At 62.2% G+C, this 19228-nt stretch carries 17 protein-coding genes; 6 read left to right on the top strand and 11 right to left on the bottom strand.

Annotated elements, in window-relative coordinates; genetic code table 11:
- The first annotated feature begins 18 nt into the window (after positions 1–18).
- Positions 19–2778 carry a glycosyltransferase gene (locus ACGFZ3_RS09075; protein WP_392919472.1) on the top strand — a complete coding sequence of 920 codons (2760 nt, stop codon included), beginning with the start codon at positions 19–21 and terminating at the stop codon, positions 2776–2778.
- Positions 2775–3842 (top strand): hypothetical protein, encoded by a 1068-nt coding sequence (locus tag ACGFZ3_RS09070; protein WP_392919469.1) that lies wholly within the window; start codon positions 2775–2777, stop codon positions 3840–3842. Before ACGFZ3_RS09075 ends, ACGFZ3_RS09070 begins: the two co-directional genes overlap by 4 nt.
- 224 nt (positions 3843–4066) lie before the next feature.
- Here the strand turns inward: ACGFZ3_RS09070 and ACGFZ3_RS09065 are convergent, their stop codons facing one another.
- The 11 genes from ACGFZ3_RS09065 to ACGFZ3_RS09015 form a co-directional block, all read right to left on the bottom strand.
- Positions 4067–5824, bottom strand: a complete 1758-nt coding sequence (locus tag ACGFZ3_RS09065) for a hypothetical protein (RefSeq protein WP_392919466.1) — start codon at positions 5822–5824, stop codon at positions 4067–4069.
- A 65-nt stretch (positions 5825–5889) separates the two neighbouring features.
- Entirely contained in the window at positions 5890–6285 is a 396-nt protein-coding gene (locus ACGFZ3_RS09060; protein WP_392919463.1) for a GtrA family protein, read from the bottom strand.
- A gap of 4 nt (positions 6286–6289) precedes the next feature.
- A complete protein-coding gene (locus ACGFZ3_RS09055) occupies positions 6290–7597 on the bottom strand; it encodes an NAD(P)/FAD-dependent oxidoreductase (RefSeq protein WP_392919461.1) in 1308 nt (435 codons plus the stop codon).
- Positions 7598–7625: 28 nt separating this feature from the next.
- Positions 7626–8570: an NAD-dependent epimerase/dehydratase family protein gene (locus ACGFZ3_RS09050; protein ID WP_392919458.1), complete on the bottom strand. Its 945-nt coding sequence runs from the start codon at positions 8568–8570 to the stop codon at positions 7626–7628.
- A 27-nt stretch (positions 8571–8597) separates the two neighbouring features.
- The gene (locus ACGFZ3_RS09045) at positions 8598–9269 is read right to left on the bottom strand and encodes a class I SAM-dependent methyltransferase (protein ID WP_392919455.1); all 672 of its coding nucleotides are present in this window, start codon (positions 9267–9269) and stop codon (positions 8598–8600) included.
- A 27-nt stretch (positions 9270–9296) separates the two neighbouring features.
- Positions 9297–10028 (bottom strand): SDR family oxidoreductase, encoded by a 732-nt coding sequence (locus ACGFZ3_RS09040; protein ID WP_392919452.1) that lies wholly within the window; start codon positions 10026–10028, stop codon positions 9297–9299.
- A gap of 2 nt (positions 10029–10030) precedes the next feature.
- Positions 10031–11338 (bottom strand): FAD-dependent oxidoreductase, encoded by a 1308-nt coding sequence (locus ACGFZ3_RS09035; RefSeq protein WP_392919449.1) that lies wholly within the window; start codon positions 11336–11338, stop codon positions 10031–10033.
- Positions 11335–12753, bottom strand: a complete 1419-nt coding sequence (locus ACGFZ3_RS09030; protein ID WP_392919446.1) for a UbiA family prenyltransferase — start codon at positions 12751–12753, stop codon at positions 11335–11337. The genes ACGFZ3_RS09035 and ACGFZ3_RS09030 overlap by 4 nt, the downstream gene beginning before the upstream one ends.
- Before the next feature lie 120 nt (positions 12754–12873).
- Positions 12874–13842 carry a YbhN family protein gene (locus tag ACGFZ3_RS09025; RefSeq protein WP_392919443.1) on the bottom strand — a complete coding sequence of 323 codons (969 nt, stop codon included), beginning with the start codon at positions 13840–13842 and terminating at the stop codon, positions 12874–12876.
- Between the two features lie 2 nt (positions 13843–13844).
- The gene (locus ACGFZ3_RS09020) at positions 13845–14783 is read right to left on the bottom strand and encodes an electron transfer flavoprotein subunit alpha/FixB family protein (RefSeq protein WP_392919440.1); all 939 of its coding nucleotides are present in this window, start codon (positions 14781–14783) and stop codon (positions 13845–13847) included.
- A complete protein-coding gene (locus ACGFZ3_RS09015; protein ID WP_282245401.1) occupies positions 14783–15529 on the bottom strand; it encodes an electron transfer flavoprotein subunit beta/FixA family protein in 747 nt (248 codons plus the stop codon). The genes ACGFZ3_RS09020 and ACGFZ3_RS09015 overlap by 1 nt, the downstream gene beginning before the upstream one ends.
- Before the next feature lie 265 nt (positions 15530–15794).
- Between ACGFZ3_RS09015 and rfbB the strand changes: the two genes are divergently transcribed.
- From rfbB to rfbD, 4 genes are read left to right on the top strand one after another with little or no spacing between them, the layout of a single operon-like run.
- Complete coding sequence (gene rfbB / locus ACGFZ3_RS09010; RefSeq protein ID WP_392919436.1) at positions 15795–16850, top strand: dTDP-glucose 4,6-dehydratase; 1056 nt, start codon at positions 15795–15797, stop codon at positions 16848–16850.
- A 15-nt stretch (positions 16851–16865) separates the two neighbouring features.
- Positions 16866–17753 (top strand): glucose-1-phosphate thymidylyltransferase RfbA, encoded by an 888-nt coding sequence (gene rfbA, locus ACGFZ3_RS09005; RefSeq protein WP_392919434.1) that lies wholly within the window; start codon positions 16866–16868, stop codon positions 17751–17753.
- On the top strand, positions 17750–18307 hold the full coding sequence (rfbC, locus tag ACGFZ3_RS09000) for a dTDP-4-dehydrorhamnose 3,5-epimerase (RefSeq protein ID WP_392919430.1): 558 nt from the start codon (positions 17750–17752) through the stop codon (positions 18305–18307). The genes rfbA and rfbC overlap by 4 nt, the downstream gene beginning before the upstream one ends.
- Positions 18304–19194 (top strand): dTDP-4-dehydrorhamnose reductase, encoded by an 891-nt coding sequence (rfbD, locus tag ACGFZ3_RS08995; protein ID WP_392919427.1) that lies wholly within the window; start codon positions 18304–18306, stop codon positions 19192–19194. Before rfbC ends, rfbD begins: the two co-directional genes overlap by 4 nt.
- The last annotated feature ends 34 nt before the right edge of the window (positions 19195–19228 follow it).

The raw sequence follows: 19228 nt of genomic DNA, 5'->3' as shown, positions 1-19228 counted from the left end.
GGACACAAGGGTAAGAGTATGTTCAACGGCAATAGCGGTCTGAAGCGCGATCTCAAAAGGGTCGCGGCGAAAGTCCTGTCCATCAATTGGTTCCGTCTTGTTCCCAACCGGATAAAGTTGCACCTGGTGCGTCGAGCAGGGGTTTGCGACTGGCACTGGTATGCGCGACACGCGCTGGGTCGTCGCACCGCGTTTCTGGAAGGCCCCAGCCATTTCATTTCCTTTGGCAATGCCGAGGGGCGCTCTCCCAGCCCTCTGTTTGATCCGGCCTGGTACTGTGCTCGATTCGGATTGCGCGCGAGCCCACTCGATGCGCTTACCCAGTACGTCCTGATTGGCGATTGGATTGGCCTGTCTCCCAGTCCTTGGTTCGACACGCGTTACTCCCGGGCGGGCGCCAAGAAGGCGGCTGGCATAGCGGTCGTGAGGCCGCAGCTTGGGCGTTATCTTGCTGATTATCGGGAAACAGCAGGCCCACATCCGCTGTTCGACCAGGATTGGTATCTGGACGAGTACCCCGATGTTCGCGCGAGCGGCGCCAATCCCCTAGTGCACTTCCTCTACGACGGGCTGTCGGAGGGCCGCCTCCCCAACCCCTACTTCGACCCAGAATGGTACCGAGAGGCCCATCCGGATATTGGCGAGGGAAATGCCTTTTCGCACTTTGTCCTGTACGGTGCGGCCGAGGGGCGGAGTCCAGGCCCAGAGTTCAATTCGCGTCAGTATCTGGATGCAAATCCGGACGTGGCTGCCACAGGTATGAATGCGCTCGCGCACTACCTGGCGATCGGCCGCCAGAACGGAAGGGAGCTCGGCAAGCGGCCGCTTTCCCTCACCGATCTTCTGGTCAAGCGAATCCCGGAAGCGCCATTGTTGCCGCCGGGAGTGGTTGACATCATCTTGCCCGTGTATCGGGATCTGGTGGTTACGCGGAACTGCGTCGAGTCGGTGTTGCGCTCGAAGAACCAGACCGCAACTCGTCTCCACATCTATAACGACCGCTCGCCTGAGCCGGAAGTCACGGCATACCTTCGCGACGTAGCAGCGGCCAATCCATCGGTCCATCTGGTTGAGAACGTAGAGAACCTTGGATTCGTACGAACCGTCAATGCTGGCATGGCGCATGTCCTGGAGCATCGCGACAGCTTGGGCGCGCTCCTGCTCAACAGCGACACCATCGTCAGCGCAGATTGGGTTGACCGGATGGTTGCACACATGCGTCCATCGGTGGGGTCGATCACGGCGCTATCCAACAATGCGACGATCTGCAGCTACCCCAATCTTGGCGCCAATCCCCTGCCAGAAGGCATGGACGCCGGCACGCTGGATGCGTTGGCGCGCGAGACCAACGCCGGCGTATCTGTCGAGATCCCCACGGGTGTCGGATTCTGCATGCTCATCTCTCGCTCGGCGCTGGAGACTGCGGGTCTTTTCGATGCCGAGGCTTTTGGGAAAGGCTATGGCGAAGAGAATGACTTCTGCATGCGCTCTGCGAAGTTTGGCTTCCGTCACCGTCTGGCCATGGATGTCTTCGTGGAGCATGTGGGCGAGGTAAGCTTCGCGGATGACAGCAAACCCGGCAAGGTGATTGCACAGCGTGTGATTGATGAGCGCTACCCTGACTACGGTGCTCAGGTGGCGCGCTTCTGCTCGATGGACCCTGGCTTCGCTGCGCGGATGAGGCTGACCCTGGCCGTGTGGAAGAAGCGCGCCAAGCCAGCGGCGGTGCTGCTCACCCACTCCTGGGGCGGCGGGACGGAGCGAGCAGTGCAGGCTATGGCAGTCTCATTGGGGCAGACCCATGAAGTCGTAGTGATCCGGCCTATCGAAGACCGCAGTGGCGTAGGTGAGGTAAGGGTCAGCAGGGTATCGGAGTTCGACGGCTTCGATTTCCTGTTCCGCTACCACTCGCCTGATGAACTTGCATCGCTGCTCCACCTTCTGGAGGCCACCACCCTGCAGATCCACCATCTGGTCGGATTCGGTGCATCCGTCCGGCGCGCTGTGTCGCTGTCGAAGATTCCGTTCAGTTTCCATGTCCACGACAACTACGCAATCTGTCCCCAGATCATGCTGACGAATGCGGAAGGCAATTACTGTGGCGAGCCAGATGCGGCCGGATGCGATGCGTGCATCGCTCAACGCCCTTCCAACGGCGCCTCTGACATTCGCAACTGGCGCGTACAGCATGAGTGGGCGTTGCTCGGCGCGCAGCAGGTCATCGCACCCAGCAAGGATGCAGCGGCCCGAATGCAGCGCTACACAGGCGTGCCGGTGATCGCGCAGTACCACGAAGTTGACGTTGGCGACCATCCGGTCACCTTCGGCGCCGGTGCCAAACCTTACCGCGTGCTGCTACTGGGGGTGATGGCCCCCCATAAGGGCTTGAACCAGCTCAATGCCATCGTTGAAGAATCGCGACGAGTGGGAAATCCGATGCAGTTCCATCTTATCGGCTATCCCCAGGTCAACCCCGTGAAAGATGTCGGCTTTACCTGGAGCGGAGCGTATGAGGAAGAAGAGTTGGATGATCTGATCGCCCGCTACAATCCGGATGCTTTCCTGTTCATTTCGCAGGCGCCCGAGACCTATTCGTACACCCTGTCCCACGCGCTTCGCACCGGGCGTCCGATAGCTGGCAACCGGTTGGGTGCCTTTACCGAAAGGCTGGTGGACGTACCGAACGCGTTGTTGCTCGCCCATGATGCCTCCGCGCGTGATGTGGTGCGCTCGCTGTCGAACTGGCTTGATGGCTTGTATTCCCGGGAGCTCGTATGAGCAGTCTGGGCCTGCTGCGGGAACCTGGCCAGAGATCCGGGTTCGCCACTCGAATTGCTGTCATTCCGGAACGATACGGCTCCGTCATGTCGCCATGCGCAAGCATCCGACTGCATGCGTTTGCCGAACGTTTCCCTGCGGATGTTAGATACCTCATCCCCGAAGAGCTAGAGGCATTCTCGCCACATGTGGTGATCTGGAACCGTGGCGCTGTCACAGAGGCTGAGCACTTCGAATGTATCGCCGATGTAGGTCGGCGGGGTGCACGTTTGATCTACGACCTCGACGACAACCTCCTTGCCATGGAAGAGCACCCTGAGCGTGAGGCGTATGCGGGAATCATCGCAGCGGTTCGTCGTTCGATTTCTCTATCCGATGTCACCTGGTGCTCGACTCCGCTGCTTGCAGACGCGATTGAGGCGGAAGGTGGGGCCGTGGAGTGGATGCCCAACGCACTGGATAATGTGCTTTGGAAGGCCGCTGACCCTAACCAGGCGGAGATGAGGGGCGCCGGGAAGCTTCGTCTCCTGTATATGGGTACACGGACCCATGACGAGGATTTCCGCCTGCTGGACCAAGCATTGGAGATCGCGTGGTCGCAGCGGGAAGGAGGATTCTCACTGACCCTGATAGGCGTAAACGCGAACGTGTCCCGGCCCCGGCCCTGGCTCAGCGTCGAGAGTCCGCCGTCGCATGTCGGCGCATCGTATCCTGCGTTCGTACATTGGTTTTCGCAGTTGCGCGGGTTCCATGTCGGCCTGGCACCCCTTCTGGACTCGACCTTCAATCGCTGCAAGAGCTCGATCAAAGTCCTCGACTATGCACAGCTCGGCCTGGTCACGGTTGCGTCGAACGTAGCCGCCTATCGGGATGACGCAATGGATGATCGCATCCTGGTCGACAACACTCCTCAGGACTGGGCGCGCTGCATTACCCAGCTTGTCGATCAGGCGCTACCGTTGGAAGCGTTGGCCATGAATGCCCGTCAACGGGTGAGCGCCGCGGCCTTCGACATCGCGGTCGCACGTCGCTGGTCAAGCTGCGTGGATTGGTCTGCCGGCTGAAGAGTGACTGATATCGCCTCAACCAAGCAACGCCCCGCAAGGGGCGTTGTTTGTTTCCAGCCTGCCTGGCGCAGCCTGGGATGCAACACGATGAAAAAAAGAATGCCCTCAACGACGTTGCGGGCATTCCTGTCTTTACTTCATGCCGAAGTTCTCAGTTCCTGCATGGATTGAGCCTCCGGCGCTGATTCCATGCTGCAAGTGCAGCAGGCGGCCGCGCTGACTCAATCTTCAATCCTTATGCTGGACTGGAGGTCACAGGCTTTATCTGCCTCTCCCGTGCCTGTGGCAAGCCAAAGGGCGTATTCACCTGCGGCGACGCTCGAGATGTCCACCACGGTGGTAAAGCCTGCATTAGCTTGCTCCGGTCCGAAGGCACTTGCTACGTCCGGACGCGCAGCGCCGCCCTTCACCTTTGCGAGATACGAGCCGGCGGTCCCCTGGAAAACAAGCTGTGCGTCTGCCAACGCGGCTTGGCCGGGTTCGAAGGCCCATCCCTCAAACGAGGCGCCTTCACGCCGGTGGACAACCACGCTTCCGGTAGCCGGTGATCCAGAGGCAAGATCCAGGCGGCACTTGATGGTGTCGCGATCAGCCGCCTTGAGGTCCCCATCCAGCTTCTGGGCCTGGTTATCGGTGATGGCCGGCGTCGGTGCAGGTGCTGGGGTCGGCGGTGCCGCCGGGGTAGCTGCAGCATCCGTCACGCCGCCCTCGGAAGCCTTGGAGTCGATGATCACTCCCCAGCCCTGAGGATTGAGCGGGACGGTGTGGGAGCCGGGCGTGCCCAGCAGCGACGCGTGATGACGCCAGTCGAACTCGACGAACGTCGGGCGTCGCAGGTACTGCTGGTTGGTCACGGCCACCATGCACAGAAGTGCAGTGGTCGCGATGGTCGCATTGAGTCGGCTGCGGCGGGTGACGCTGCTCAACGACAACCAGACCATCCACCACAGGACAACTTTGATCAGGTAGAAGTAACGGTCCGCCAGAAGAAACTGATACAGGGGGCTGAAGTCTCTGAGCCTCACTGGCGCGAACGTTTCCGCCGCTGCGAAGGCGAAGAAGCCCAGCACAATGAGTCGTGAGCGTCCTTCGATCTTGTTGGAGAAGGTCAGGGTTCCGACGATGACAGCGAACATCAGCAGCCACAACGTTGGACTCAGGAAGCTGCCGCCGAATGCATGGATGGGTACCAGTTCGCCGAACGTGATCTTGAGCAGGATCAGAAGATTCTGATGCTCGACCGCTTCGCCTGCAGGATGGGTAACAACAACGGCGGCCTGCACGATCGCACCAACACACAGCGCTGCCAGCGCAGTCCAATCGCGCGTTGCAGCGAAGTTGCCCAGAGCGCCATTGAAAGGGTCACGCTTGGTCGTACGCGCCACGTACGAGGCTGAAAGCAAACCGGCGATGACCAAGGCAAGAACAACAGAGAATGGACCGGTGAGAGAGATGGCAAGAACAGTCAACGGTCGCAGCCAGACCATCCAGCCACGCGCCGGTTGGTACGGCGTCAGGCACAAGGCTGCCAGCGGAAACTGGAGAAACCACTGCGCATTGGTGATGGTGCCCAGGATCTCGCCACTGGTAGGGACCGCGAGGAAGGAAAGCGCAACGATCCACACGGGCACAAATGGACGCATGCGCCTGCAGGTCACGACAATGGCAGCAGTCGTCAACAGAATCGCGGATGCATTGTAGATCAGCGGAGCTTTCACGACGGGAAGCCATGAAGCGAACCATGCGACCAGTCTGGGAATGAAGTGCAGATACCCAGCGTATGGAGTGAACACTTGAGGAAGCGACGTTCCAAACTGTTCCTTGAAGAAGACCGTTGCGTCTTCAGCCCAGAACTGAGGATTACTCAGCGCATCGTTGCTCTTGTAGGCCATCGCAAGCAGGATGACCAGGAAGAACGCGACTCTTTCTCCTGATATCAAGCTGGTCCTGCTGTTTGGCATGGCGGGTTGGTTGATCATTATTTGACTTTCCGTAGTTCTGTGCAGAATCGACGTCTAGTAGATGGGGTGGGGCGGCGGGCAGGCTACTTCGTCGAGAACGACAGGTACTTGTGCCCGAAGTAGCTTGTGACCACCGGCACGGCGACGCCGACCGCGTGGGCAATCGTCTCTGCGTACTGCTGGACACCCAGGCCGGGCAAGACCCAGCGCGCGAGTGCCAAGCTCACGAGCACGGTCTGGATCATCGCCAGGCCATTGATCGCGACGAACCACGCCGCCTGATGATGGATGGCGTTGCTTGCGGACTTGAACACAAGTGCGCGATTGAGCACAAACGCAGTCACCATCCCAAGGCAGAATGCAACAACGATCGAGGGTACGTAGTTGAGTACGGTGCCGAGTGCGATCCGTGATCCAAAATTGACGGCCGCGGCGAAGCCGCCAACCAGAAGAAACATTGTGAACTGTCGGGTCAGCATGTACTCAAGCTCTCGATGCCTGCGCGGCTGCTACTGCGGCCAGCTTTGAACCCACGTCGATGCTCTCATTGATGGAGCGGTCTTCTGGATAGTAATAAGCCGTATCCGCCATGAAGAACCCAGGCAGTGGAGTCTTCATCGGCGGCAACATGTCCTGGAAGCCTGGCGGGCAGATGGTCTGCGCGTACTCATAGCGGTGGCAATGTGTTGCAAGAATCCACTCCGGCTTGAACGCCGGATTGATCATCGGCAGGTAGCTGATCACTTCATCGATCAGCTGTTGATTGCTCCACTGCCACTTTGGGTGAGTCTTGGGCATGTAGTAAGGCGCGTAGACGATGTGCTCGCCCGGCCCGTTGCCCGGATTGAGGTTGCTGTATTCAATCAGGCCCGGAATGGATATCCGCTCATCGCTGATGTTCATCCAGAAGTTCTCGCTGACGGGCTGCGAGAGCTTGAGGATCACGCACGCCACGGGAATGTTCTCGATCGCGGCGACCTGGCGCGAGAACTCCTCCGGCAGCGCCGGAACCATCGCCGGGACGTATTGGATCGGTGCAGTCGAGACCACCCCATCGTAGGGCTGGTCGCCGCCGGCGGTGCGAACACCGGTGGCGCGTGCGCCATCCGAGGTGACCTGCTCGATCGGCTGGCCGAGCAGGATGTTGCCGCCGAGGCGTCGAACTTCGGCGGCCATCTTCTCAAGCAGCACCGCTGAACCGCCTTCCAGATAACCCATGCTCTCGTTGAACAGGTTGCGCCGTGACAGCGCAACGCGTTTGATGCGGGTGCCGATCCATGAGGCGGACAGGGCGTTCTGGTACTCGAAGAATTTCAGCGCGAAGGCCTTCTCCCACATCACTTTGTAGGCCTTGGGGCCGATCCATCGGGTGATCCAGTCACGCGCGTTCTCCTTGTCCAGCGCGGTCCAGTCCTTGATGCCCTTGGTGTGCATCACGTGCAGCGCGTAGCGGACCTTGTCGATCAGTCCCAGGTGCGGGAACCCCAGCAGGGCGAATGGCGTGCCCCACTTGTGCAGCTTGCCCTGGTAGTAATACCCCATCTTGGTATCGGTCCAGTGCAGGCGATCGGATAGCTTGAGATCATCCAGCAGCTTGAACAGCGGGTAGTCGGTCTTGCAGATGAAATGGTAGTAGCGCTCGATGCGCAGGCCATCGAAGTCGAAGTCGGCCGACATTCCGCCGATGCGGTCATCGCGCTCGTAAATGTCGACCTTGTGGCCCTGCTTGAGGAGTTCCAAGGCTGCCATGAGGCCCATGGGGCCGCTGCCGATAATGGCGAAGTTGCTCATACTGGTAGTGTTCCGTCCATTCGGGTGGTCAGCGCTTCAGCACGATGTGGCTGTAGCGCGGGTCGGTATAGCTCTCGCGGATCGCGTCTTCAAACGGCGTCTGCCGCACGCCGAACACCGCCTCGGTGTCCACGCCCTTGAAATCGTCGCCGGCGCTGAGCGCCTTGAGCTGATCGGCAGTAAATGGGGGCTTGCTGCTGAACAGCGCGAACGTACGCAGAAGGAATGCGAAGAATCCAATGGGAATGTGCACGATCAGCGTATGCAGCTTCTTCACTCGCTTGATGGTGCGGATGATGTCCACGTAATCAACGCGCGTGTGGCCCACGATGTCGAAGACCTCTCCATCCGGTTCGGTTTCCACGCATTTGGCGATACAGCGGCAGAAGTCGCGCTCGTACAAAGGCTGGCGCATGAACCTGCCATCTCCAGGAATCGGGAACACCGGTGTGCGCGCCATGAAGCGGGACAGCCAACCCAGGTGTTTGGGGTCGAACCAGCCAAACATCAGCGTTGGACGGAGCACACAGTGGCGCTGGCCGCTGGCGACGACCATCGCTTCCTGTTCGCGCTTGGTTTCGGTGTAGTCATCCTTGGCCACTGAGTTCACTACCGAAGAGCTGATGTGGACCATGTAGGGAACACCTGCGGCCTTGCACGCAGCGAGGACATGCTCGGTTGCAGTGAGGTTGTTGCGCACGAACAGGTCCGTGGTCTTTCCGGTAATCTGGGCGTGCAGTTGCACGACCAGCTTGGCCCCCTCGAAGTTCTCGCTCCATCTGCCGGGTTCAGCCAGATCAGCCAGAACCGTCTTCACATCCGGATGAAGTTTGCGGAGGATCTCGAGGTTATGCTCATGCTTGTCGATGGCTACCAGTTGGGTGTAGCCCTGCTGCTTCATTTCGACAATGAGGTTTTGACCTACCAGGCCTGCCGCGCCGGTGAGGACGATCTTTTCATTCTTCTGTGCCATGGACGAACTCGGGTACGAAAGTTGGGGTCAGCTGGACTTGTAAGCCACGACCAAGGCCTGCTTGCCAAGCATGTGCCATGCCAGCGGTATGCGCAGGTACAACGAAACCAGCCACGGCGCCTGGGGGAGTCGACTCTTGGTGGTGTACGGAAGGAACTTGGGAATCACTACGCGTGGTTCCAGCCCCGCCATCAAAACGCCTTCCACCAGGCTGCGGTCGCTCAGGGCGGTATGGTGATCGAAATAGTCCCAGTACTCGTCGTACAGGAATCGGATGTTCGGCTGAAGGATGATGGCCCGGCCACCCGCTTTCAGCATTCGCGAAGTTTCCCGCAACGTCTGCAGGACCAGGTCCTTGGTTGGCAGGTGCTCAAGGAAATTACTCATGAAAACGGCGTCAACGCTGCCGCTGGGGATCGAACTGACCGATGTACACGATTCGTTGATGATTTCGATCCCCTCTGCGGCGAATCTGCGAACGTCGGGGTTCAGATCAACGGCAATTTTTCGGCGGGCGGGAATGTTGTTGATGAATTCGCAGTAGCCAGCCCCGATGTCCACGACGGTGTCGCCGCTGTTGACGAAACGGTTGAAGTACTGGGTGCACAACACTTTCCAGATGCGGTTTTTGTTCGCCAGTTCCTCTTTCGGGAACCGGTGCTGATACAGAACGTCGAGGTCTTTATCAATATCCGGCATCGCAAAGTGTCCTTCTCTATCAGGGATTTAGAGGGAGATACGGCGGAAGACGAACTCGGGGATATTCTTGATCACCATCATGATTGCCCACCAGAAGCCTGGCAGGTAGGCGACCGCGCGGCGACGGTCGGACGCGTGCACGATGCCTTGTGCGACTTTATCAGCCGATGCCCACAGGGCGCCCTTTTTGAACGCCTGGGTCATGGGGGTATCCACGAAACCGGGCTTGATGGTCAGCACGTTGATGCCCTGCTTGCGTAGGCGCTGGCCCAAGCCACTCAGGTAGGCGGTCACGGCCGCTTTTGCGCTTCCATACAGGTAATTGCTGGCACGGCCGCGATCGCCGGCGACTGATGAAATGACCGCCAGGGTGGAACCGGCCTGCAGCCGCTGCGCAAGGGCGGCCGCCAATGCGATGGTCGAGGTACCGTTGGTTGCGAACTCTCGCAGCGAAACTTCCACCGAAGCATCGCAGGCCGCTTGGTTGGGCAGGGTGCCATGGGCGATCAGCACGGTGTCGATCCCACCAAGCGCCGCCCATGCGGTGTCCAGCACGGCGGAGTGAGCGTTGAGATCATTGACGTCCAATACGGCCGAATCCACTTGGCGGGCACCACGTACGCGCAGATCGGCGGCGATGACGTCGAGCCGGGCCGCATTGCGCGCCACCAGGAACACCGCCGCAGCACGCGCGGCGTAAACGCGGGCGACGGCTTCGGCGATAGCCGATGTCGCACCAATGATCAGGATCTTCTGCATGCTCACTCCATGACCCGGCGCCAGAAGCCGGATGAGAATCGGGGGTCGATGAATCGGGAAAAATGTTGCCACTGCGGGTAGGCCTGGCGGAACAGCGCGCCGCTCATGCGGGCGTCCTTGGCGGCATATACGGCACCGCCCGCCTCCGCGACGATGGCATCCAGCCGATCCAGCATACGGAACAGGTCCGGGCCGTCGTTGGGAAAGTCCAGGGCAAGCGTGGTGCCGGGGCGCGGGAAGGAAAGCAGCCCTGGCGAGGGCCGGTTGCCAAACTCCTTGAGTACGGCCAGGAACGAGCCGCGGCCGCTGCGCGAGATCTCCGACAGCAACGCCGCCGTGGCATCACGGGCATGCTCCGGCGGCAGGACGCACTGATGCTGCAGGAAGCCCCGTGGGCCATACATGCGGTTCCAGTGACTGATGCCATCAAGAGGGTAGAAGTAGCTCTGGTAGTGGCTGACATGGCGGTTGCGCCGCGCTGGTTGCCGCCAGTAGTACATCGTATTGAACGGCCGCAGGCTCAGCCGGTTGACCAGCGACAACGGCGGCACGACCGGCATGCTGCGGCGTGGAGCGGTCGAGGGAGTGCCTGCCTTGGGATTGCTCGCAGCGTGGTCGCCGCGCAGGAAATGGCCGCGGCCCAGCTGCCGGCCCTTCGCAAGGCAGTCGATCCATGCGACCGTGTATTCGAAGTCTGCAGCGGACTCGCGCGACAACGCGAAGAAGTCATCCAGACCATCGAAGCGGATGGATTCGGTCTCGATCCACGGACCTGGCACACGTCGCAGCTGCAGCTCGGCCCACGTGATCAAGCCGGTGAGACCCAAACCGCCGACGGTGGCAGCAAACAGCCCGCTTCCGTCCTGCGGGTCAAGCTCCTGTCGCGAACCATCACTGCGGAGCAATTCCAGGCAACGCACGTGATGGCCGAAGCTGCCTGCACGATGATGGTTCTTGCCATGTACGTCGTTGCCGATCGCGCCTCCCACCGTTGCGTAGCGGGTACCCGGCGTCACCGGTAGGAACCAGCCGGCGGGCAGCGCCAGTTCGATGATCTCGGCCAAGGTCGTGCCTGCTTCGCAGCGCAGTACGCCGCATGCAGGGTCGAAAGCAATGAAGCGGTCCAGCGACCGCGTCATGAGCAGCGTGTTTCCCGGGTTCAGGCAACTGTCGCCGTAGCTTCGGCCATTGCCGTGGGGAAGCAGCGATCCCGCTGCCGCTGGGAGGTCCGCTTCACGGTCGCTGAGCGCGACCAGCATCTGCTGCGCGCGCGGATAGCGCCCCCACGACTGGCCGCGCGCCGAACTCATATTGCGGCAAGCACGATGATCACGCACAGGGCGATGACCACCTGACTCACGCGGTCCATTGCAGCAAACACAATCGGGTCATCCTCCATGTCACCCCGGTGGGAGACGATCCACATCCGGCTGATCCAATACAGCAGCATCGGGCACAGCAGCCACAGGACCTTCGGATTGCTGTACAGCTCCAGGCTTTCCGGGCTGTTGATGTACAACGCGAACACCAGCACGCCGATGTAGCCGGCGGCGGCACCCAGCGACTGTACCAGCGGCAGGTCGGCGACGGCGTAGCCACGGCCAATTGCCATTTCCTTGCCACTGGCCAGTGCAGCGGCCAGCTCTGTGTAGCGCTTGAGCATGGCCAGGCTGAGGAACACGAACATCGAGAACGCCAGCAACCAGAAGGATAGTTCCGAGCCAATGGCCACGGTTCCGCCGATGATGCGCACTGTATACAGCGCCGCCAGCAGGACCACGTCGATCATTACAATGCGTTTGAGCTTGAGCGAATAACCCAGCGTCATCACGTAGTAGCACAGCAGCACGCCGGCGAAGGCGGGGCTGCACAGCCAAGCCAGCGCAAAGCCCATCAGGGTCAGCAGCGGCGCCATCAGCAGGCCATGCAGCAGCGGCAGGGTTCCGGCTGCGAAGGGGCGCTTGCGTTTGCGCGGGTGCATGCGATCGGGGGTCAGATCGAGCAGGTCGTTGAGCAGGTACACACCCGACGCGCACAAACCGAATGCCAGGAAGGCGATGCCGGCATCGAGCACCGCAGTCGGTTCGAGGAAGCGGTGGGCGGTAAGCAGCGGCACCAGCACGAGCAGGTTCTTCAGCCACTGGTAGATGCGCAGGGCCTTGATCCAGGTCAGTAGGCCGCCATTGTGCGCGGGCAGATGACCCAGTACTTCGGTGTGGCGGGCGGCATCACGGGCCAGGCGTTCACCGTTGTTGACCACGATGGCGCCGCCGGCGTGTGCCCACACCTGCAGGTCGACCCGGCCATTGCCCATGTAGTCGAAGCCACGTTCACCGAAGCGCTCGGCCAACGCCTTTCCCTTGTTGTGGCCGGACAGATTGGTGCGGCCATCGCTGGCGATCACTTCCTCGAACAGGCCCAAGTGATCGGCGATGGGCTGCACCAGAAGATGGTCCGAGGCAGTGCAGAGCACGCGCGGTCGCTGCGTGGTGGTACGCAGCATCTCCAGTACGCGCTCGTCGTATGGCAGGGTTTCGGCCGGCAACTGAACGCGCGACGCAAGCTGGCGCTTCACTGCAGCCTTGCCCCCAAGCAGCCAGAAGGGCAGTAGGAACACGTATAGGGGGTTTCGCGCCAGCAAGGCCAGCAGCGACTCATACAAGATGTCGGAACGAAGCAGCGTGCCGTCCAGGTCGACACAGAGCGCGCGGTTCTGGGAATTCAAAACGGGGTAACTCCTGCGTACATGCCGGGGCGGTACATGGCGTTGGGTGTCTCGTCCGTGAAAATGACCCCGCAGTATACCGTTGCACGTTACACGGGTAAGAGAAAACCCGCGGATTCTTCAGTGGGATGGCCGTGCTTCCAAGCCTGCCATGGCGACCATTCCGACCAGAACTGCCAGCCACAGGCTGGCAAGACGGATGCCGATGGCTGCTGCAAGCGCCACGTCCAGGGCCCCGCCAACGCTTACCAGCATCATCACGATCGCCGCTTCCGTGGTCCCTACGCCCCCGGGAACGAAGGAAAGGGCGCCGACCAGCATCGCCAAGGGGTAAATGGCCAGCGCATGCGGCCAGCTCAACACGATTCCCAGCGATTGGCAGAGCCAGGCGAACGCGACGGCCGTCAGCAGCCACGCTGCGGTGCCGTAGGCAGCGCTTGCAATGGTCAGGCGGAGGCGCAGCAAGGGCCGCAGCGCACAGACCCCATCCAGCAGGAAGCCGCACAGCTGGTGCAGCCGCTGACCGGGAAGCCGGGCGATCAGGGCCCGTGCGACCTGCTGCAGACCCGGCCAACAGGCCACCAGGCAAAGCCCGGTGACCACGGCAAGGACGACCCCGATCAGTGCTCCAAACATCGGGACCAGCCCTGCGGCCCCCGTTGCCAGCAGCGCGATCACGATCAGGTCGAGGGCGCGCTCGTAAACGAAGGTCGCCAGCGTCGTCCTTGGCGGCACGCCCATGCGGGAGAAATAGCGGATTCGCAGCAGTTCACCGGCCTTGCCGGGAGAAGCGGTAAACGCGAACCCGGCGAGGTAGGCGACCAGGCCAGACCGCCATGGCGAAACCGGATAACCCTGAGCGCGCAGCAGCATGTGCCAGCGCTGATAGCGGAATGCATAACTGGCCAGCACCGCCAGTGCGCAGAGCATCAGCGGGCCGGCCAAGTCGCCCAGCCGCGACAAGACGTTCTTGTCGCGGTCCAGGTACCACAGGACCACCAGGTAGACGGTTGCGACGCCTGCCAGCCATCCCAGTGCCCGGCCCCGGCGAGGCTGGGCCGGCGGTATGGAGGAGGCGCCTTCGGTCACGCTTACAGCGCCGCTTCCAGCTCGGGCAGAAGGGTGAACAGATCCCCCACCAGCCCGATATCGGCGATCTCGAAGATCGGCGAATCCGGATCCTTGTTGATCGCCACGATGGTGCCGGCGTCCTTGATCCCGGTCAGGTGCTGGATGGCGCCGCTGATTCCCACCGCCACGTACAGCTCAGGGGCGATGATCTTGCCGGTCTGGCCGACCTGCAGGTCGCTGGGCACATAGCCGGCGTCCACGGCGGCGCGCGAGGCACCCACGGCGGCACCCAGCTTGTCGGCCAGCTGGAAGATCACCTTGAAGTTCTCTTCCGAGCCCACGCCACGGCCGCCGGAGACCACGCGCTTGGCGCTCTGGAGGTCCGGGCGGTCGGTCGCGCCGGCGGCCAGGCCGACGAAGCGGGTGTGGGTCGGCAGGGCCGCGTCCACATTGGCGGCTTCAACCGGGGCGCTGCCACCCTTGGCCGCTTCCGGCCAGGAGGCCGCACGCACGGTGGCCACCACGATCTGGTCGGCCGGCACGTCCACGGTGATGATCGCGTTGCCCGCGTAGATCGGTCGCTTGAAGCTGTGGCTGCCTTCCACGGTCATCAGGTCCGACACCTGATTCACGCCCAGCAGGGCGGCCACGCACGGCATCAGGTCCTTGCCGAAGGTGGTCGAGGGGCCGAACACATGGGTGTAGCCCTTGGCCAGCTGCGCGATCTGCGGGGCCAGCACCTGGGCCAGCGCCTGTGCGTTGGCCGGGTTGGCCACGGTCAGGACCTTGGTCACGCCGTCCAGTTCTGCGGCCTGGGCGGCCACGGCTGCCGGGTCGGCGGCCAGCACCAGCACGTCGATGCTGGCGCCGCTGATGGCGGCGGCCGCGCTCACGGTCTTGGCGGTGGCGGCGTTGAGCTTGCCGTCGTGGTGCTCGGCAACAACGAGGATCTTGGTCATTACAGCAACCCCTTCTGCTTGAGTGCGGCAACCAGTTCGGCCGCGTCCTTGACCATCACGCCCTTGCTGCGCTTGGACGGCGCGGCGTACTGGGTGGTCTTGAAGGTATCGGCGGCTTCAACGCCGAGGTCGGCCAGCTGGAGGGTCTCCAGCGGCTTGGCCTTGGCCTTCATGATGTCGGGCAGCTTGATGAAGCGCGGCTCGTTCAGGCGCAGGTCGGTGGTGACCACGGCCGGCAGGTCCACTTCCAGCGTTTCCAGGCCGGCGTCGACCTCGCGGGTGACCGTAGCCTTGCCGTCGGCGATATCCAGCTTGCTGGCGAAGGTCGCCTGCGGGCGGCCCCACAGCGTGGCCAGCATCTGGCCGGTCTGGTTGGCATCGTCGTCGATGGCCTGCTTGCCCAGGATCACCAGGTCCGGCTGTTCCTTCTCGACCAGCTTGAGCAGGGTGCGCGCGGCGGTCAGCGGCTGGATGGCCTGGTCGGTGACCACGTGGATGGCACGGTTGGCGCCCATGGCCAGACCGTTGCGCAGGTGGGCCTGGGCATCAGCCGGGGCGATGGTGGCGACGATCACCTCGGTGGCGATGCCCTTGTCGCGCAGGCGCAGGGCTTCTTCCAGGGCGATTTCATCAAAGGGGTTGGGGGACAGCTTGACGCCGTCGGTGACCACGCCGGAACCGTCCGGCTTGACCTGAATGCGGACGTTGTAGTCCACCACGCGCTTGTACGCGACGAGGATTTTCATCTGGTGCGGGATCCTTCAATTACGGGGAACGTCCGGCGCCAGGGAGCGGCAGCCGGTTCGGGGGTGGGACCGCGATTCTAACTGGCTCGGAGCCACCATGCTAATGCGTATGGTCGTGCTGCTTTGCGACAAAGAATGGCGTAAATTTTCCCGTTCACATTGGGCAAGAGGTCGTATACGGCGCCCCGATGTATGCTGTAAGGCTGTACAGCCGGCCCTACGGGGGCGGCGTTCCCAGGATTAGTACCAAACAGGAGAACGGGTAGTGCCCACATGGCTTGTCACCGGCGGTGCCGGATTCATTGGCGGAAACTTTGTACTGGAAGCCGTCGCCAAGGGCGTGCGGGTCATCAATCTGGATGCGCTGACTTACGCGGGTAACCTGAAGACGCTGGCCCCGCTGGAGGGCAACTCCGACCATGTGTTTGTGCAGGGCGACATCGGCGACCGCGCGCTCGTCGCCCGCCTGCTGGCCGAACACAAGCCCGACGCGGTGCTGAACTTCGCCGCCGAAAGCCATGTGGACCGCTCGATCGACGGCCCCGGCGCCTTCATCCAGACCAACGTGGTGGGCACCCTGGGTCTGCTCGAGGCCGTGCGCGACTATTGGAAGGCGCTGCCGGCAGACAAGGGCGAGGCCTTCCGCTTCCTGCACGTCTCCACCGATGAGGTGTACGGCACCCTCGGCGAGACCGGCAAGTTCAGCGAAACCACCCCGTATGCGCCCAACTCGCCGTACTCGGCGTCCAAGGCGGCCTCGGACCATCTGGTGCGTGCGTTCCACCACACCTACGGGCTGCCGGTGCTGACCACCAACTGCTCCAACAACTACGGCCCGTACCACTTCCCGGAAAAGCTTATTCCGCTGGTGATCGCCAAGGCGCTGGCCGGCGAGCCGCTGCCGGTGTACGGCGACGGCAAGCAGGTCCGCGACTGGCTGTTCGTGTCCGACCACTGCGAAGCGATCCGTACCGTGCTGGCCAAGGGCAAAGTTGGCGAAACCTACAACGTGGGCGGCAATTCCGAGAAGGAAAACATTGAAGTGGTGCACGCCATCTGCGCGCTGCTCGATGCCCGTCGACCGCGCGAGGATGGCCAGCCGCGCAGCAGCCAGATCACCTACGTGGCCGACCGCCCGGGGCATGACCGCCGTTACGCCATCGACGCATCCAAACTGAAGGACCAGCTGGGCTGGGAGCCCAAACACACCTTCGACCAGGGCATTGCCTTTACTGTCGACTGGTACCTCGACAACCAGGAATGGGTCAACGGCGTGCTGGACGGCAGCTATCGTCTGCAGCGCATCGGCACCGCGGCCTGAATCAGGAAACCACACATGACCCAGCGTAAAGGCATCATCCTCGCCGGCGGTTCGGGCACGCGCCTGTACCCGATCACCAAGGGTGTCAGCAAGCAGCTGCTGCCGGTGTACGACAAGCCGATGATCTATTACCCGCTCAGCGTGCTGATGCTGGCCGGAATCCGCGACGTGCTGATCATCAACACCCCGCACGAGCAGGCGTTGTTCCAGACCCTGCTGGGCGATGGTTCGCAGTGGGGCATGAACATCGAGTATGCCGTGCAGCCAAGCCCGGACGGGCTTGCGCAGGCTTACCTCATCGGCAAGGACTTTGTCGATGGCAAGCCAAGCTGCCTGGTGCTGGGAGACAACATCTTCCATGGCCATGGTCTGAGCGAAATGCTGCGCAATGCTGACCACCGCGAAACCGGCGCTACTGTCTTCGGTTACTGGGTGAATGATCCGGAACGTTACGGAGTCGCGGAGTTCGACAAGGCTGGCAAGGTGATCGATCTGGTCGAAAAGCCGGCCAATCCGCGCTCAAATTATGCGGTCACCGGCCTGTACTTCTACGATGGCAACGCCAGCCACCATGCGGCGGAACTGAAGCCGTCGCCGCGTGGCGAGCTGGAGATCACCGACCTCAACCAGCGTTACCTGCGCGAGGGCAACCTGCACCTGGAAGCGCTGGGTCGTGGCTACGCGTGGCTCGATACCGGTACCCACCAGTCGCTGCTGGAGGCATCCAACTTCATCGAAACCATCCAGACCCGCCAGGGCCTGCAGGTCTGCTGCCCCGAGGAAATCGCGTTCGGTCAGGGTTGGATCAACGCCGAACAGCTGGAAGCGCTGGCTGCCCCCCTCATCAAGAATGGTTATGGTCAGTACCTGCATGCACTGGCCGTGCGTGGAGTCGTTCCGTGAAAGTGATTGAAACCAAGCTGCCTGGCTGCGTCGTGATCGAGCCGGCGGTGTTCGGCGACGAGCGCGGCTTCTTCTTTGAAACCTGGAACGCTGAGCGCTTCGGCCAGCACGGCCTGCCGACCAAGTTCGTGCAGAGCAACGTGTCCACCTCCGCCAAGGGCGTGCTGCGTGGCCTGCATTACCAGTGGCCGCGCCCGCAGGGCAAGCTGGTCAGCGTGCTGGAAGGCGAGGTGTATGACGTCGCCGTAGATATCCGCCGTGGCTCGCCGACCTTCGGCCAGTGGGAAGCGGTGGTGCTGAGCGCGGAAAACAAGAAGCAGTTCTGGATTCCCGAAGGGTTCGCCCACGGCTTTGCCGTGCTCTCCGAGCGTGCGGTGTTCAGCTATCTCTGCACGGAGGTCTACCTGAAGGATTTCGATGCCGGCGTGCGCTGGAACGACGCCGATATCGCAGTGGACTGGCCGATCAGTGGACCGACCCTGTCGGCCAAGGACGAAGCCGCGCCGTTCCTTAAGGACATCGCCGAAGACCGCCTGCCGGTGTTCACCGCATGAAGGTGCTGGTGTTCGGGGGTAACGGTCAGCTTGGCCAAGAACTGCTGCGCGCGTTGGCACCGCTGGGCGAGGTCGTGGCGACCACCCGCAGCGGCCTGCTGGCCGATGACAGCCCGTGCGAGATCGCGGACTTCAACGCGCCCGACGCGCTGGCTGCGGTGCTCGACCGGATCCAGCCGACGGTGGTGGTCAATGCCGCTGCTTATACCGCCGTCGACCGTGCCGAGAGCGAGCGTGACGCGGCGTGGCGCGCCAATGCCGAGGCCCCGGGCGTGATCGCGCGCCGGTGTGCCGCGGCAGGCGTGCCGCTGGTGCATTACTCCACCGACTACGTGTTCGATGGTCAGGGCAGCCGTCCGTATCGCGAGGACGATGCCACCGCACCGCTGGGCGTGTACGGTGAAAGCAAGCTGGCAGGCGAGGATGCCGTGCGGGGCGCCGCTGGCCGCCACATGATCTTCCGCACCGCCTGGGTGTACGCCTCGCACAGCGCCAACTTCCTGCGCACCATGCTGCGTGTGGGTGCCGAGCGCGATGTGCTTCGCGTGGTGGCCGACCAGGTGGGAACGCCCACGCCGGCCGCGCTGATTGCCGACGTGACCGCGCAGGCGCTGCAGCACCCGGGCGCTTTGTCAGGCACTTGGCACCTTACTGCGGAGGGCGAAACCAGCTGGCATGGTTTTGCCGAGGCAATTTTTGCCGAGGCGGTTGCCGCAGGGAAACTGGCGCGTGCGCCGGCGGTAGAAGCGATCACCACCGCCGAGTATCCGACCCCGGCCAAGCGACCTGCGTATTCGCACCTGGACGTGTCCAAGATCCAGTCGGATTTCGGTATTGCGCTGCCCAGTTGGCAGGACGGGTTGAAGCGTGTGATTGCTGAGATTTGAGTGGCCGCAGCCACGCAGGGCGTGGCTCTACGCA

Origin of the sequence: Stenotrophomonas sp. NPDC047960 (genome assembly GCF_043204395.1) — a bacterium.
Taxonomy (GTDB): domain Bacteria; phylum Pseudomonadota; class Gammaproteobacteria; order Xanthomonadales; family Xanthomonadaceae; genus Stenotrophomonas.
This window is presented reverse-complemented; position numbering and strand designations above follow the sequence as displayed.

What these genes read in the sequence shown, in the direction of transcription:
- rfbA (WP_392919434.1), top strand. Translation starts at nt 16,866, where the DNA reads ATGACCCAGCGTAAAGGCATCATCCTCGCCGGCGGTTCGGGCACGCGC.
- ACGFZ3_RS09065 (WP_392919466.1), bottom strand. Translation starts at nt 5,824, where the DNA reads ATGATCAACCAACCCGCCATGCCAAACAGCAGGACCAGCTTGATATCA.
- ACGFZ3_RS09055 (WP_392919461.1), bottom strand. Translation starts at nt 7,597, where the DNA reads ATGAGCAACTTCGCCATTATCGGCAGCGGCCCCATGGGCCTCATGGCA.
- ACGFZ3_RS09070 (WP_392919469.1), top strand. Translation starts at nt 2,775, where the DNA reads ATGAGCAGTCTGGGCCTGCTGCGGGAACCTGGCCAGAGATCCGGGTTC.
- ACGFZ3_RS09015 (WP_282245401.1), bottom strand. Translation starts at nt 15,529, where the DNA reads ATGAAAATCCTCGTCGCGTACAAGCGCGTGGTGGACTACAACGTCCGC.
- ACGFZ3_RS09050 (WP_392919458.1), bottom strand. Translation starts at nt 8,570, where the DNA reads ATGGCACAGAAGAATGAAAAGATCGTCCTCACCGGCGCGGCAGGCCTG.
- rfbD (WP_392919427.1), top strand. Translation starts at nt 18,304, where the DNA reads ATGAAGGTGCTGGTGTTCGGGGGTAACGGTCAGCTTGGCCAAGAACTG.
- ACGFZ3_RS09035 (WP_392919449.1), bottom strand. Translation starts at nt 11,338, where the DNA reads ATGAGTTCGGCGCGCGGCCAGTCGTGGGGGCGCTATCCGCGCGCGCAG.
- ACGFZ3_RS09045 (WP_392919455.1), bottom strand. Translation starts at nt 9,269, where the DNA reads ATGCCGGATATTGATAAAGACCTCGACGTTCTGTATCAGCACCGGTTC.
- ACGFZ3_RS09075 (WP_392919472.1), top strand. Translation starts at nt 19, where the DNA reads ATGTTCAACGGCAATAGCGGTCTGAAGCGCGATCTCAAAAGGGTCGCG.
- ACGFZ3_RS09040 (WP_392919452.1), bottom strand. Translation starts at nt 10,028, where the DNA reads ATGCAGAAGATCCTGATCATTGGTGCGACATCGGCTATCGCCGAAGCC.
- ACGFZ3_RS09060 (WP_392919463.1), bottom strand. Translation starts at nt 6,285, where the DNA reads ATGCTGACCCGACAGTTCACAATGTTTCTTCTGGTTGGCGGCTTCGCC.
- ACGFZ3_RS09020 (WP_392919440.1), bottom strand. Translation starts at nt 14,783, where the DNA reads ATGACCAAGATCCTCGTTGTTGCCGAGCACCACGACGGCAAGCTCAAC.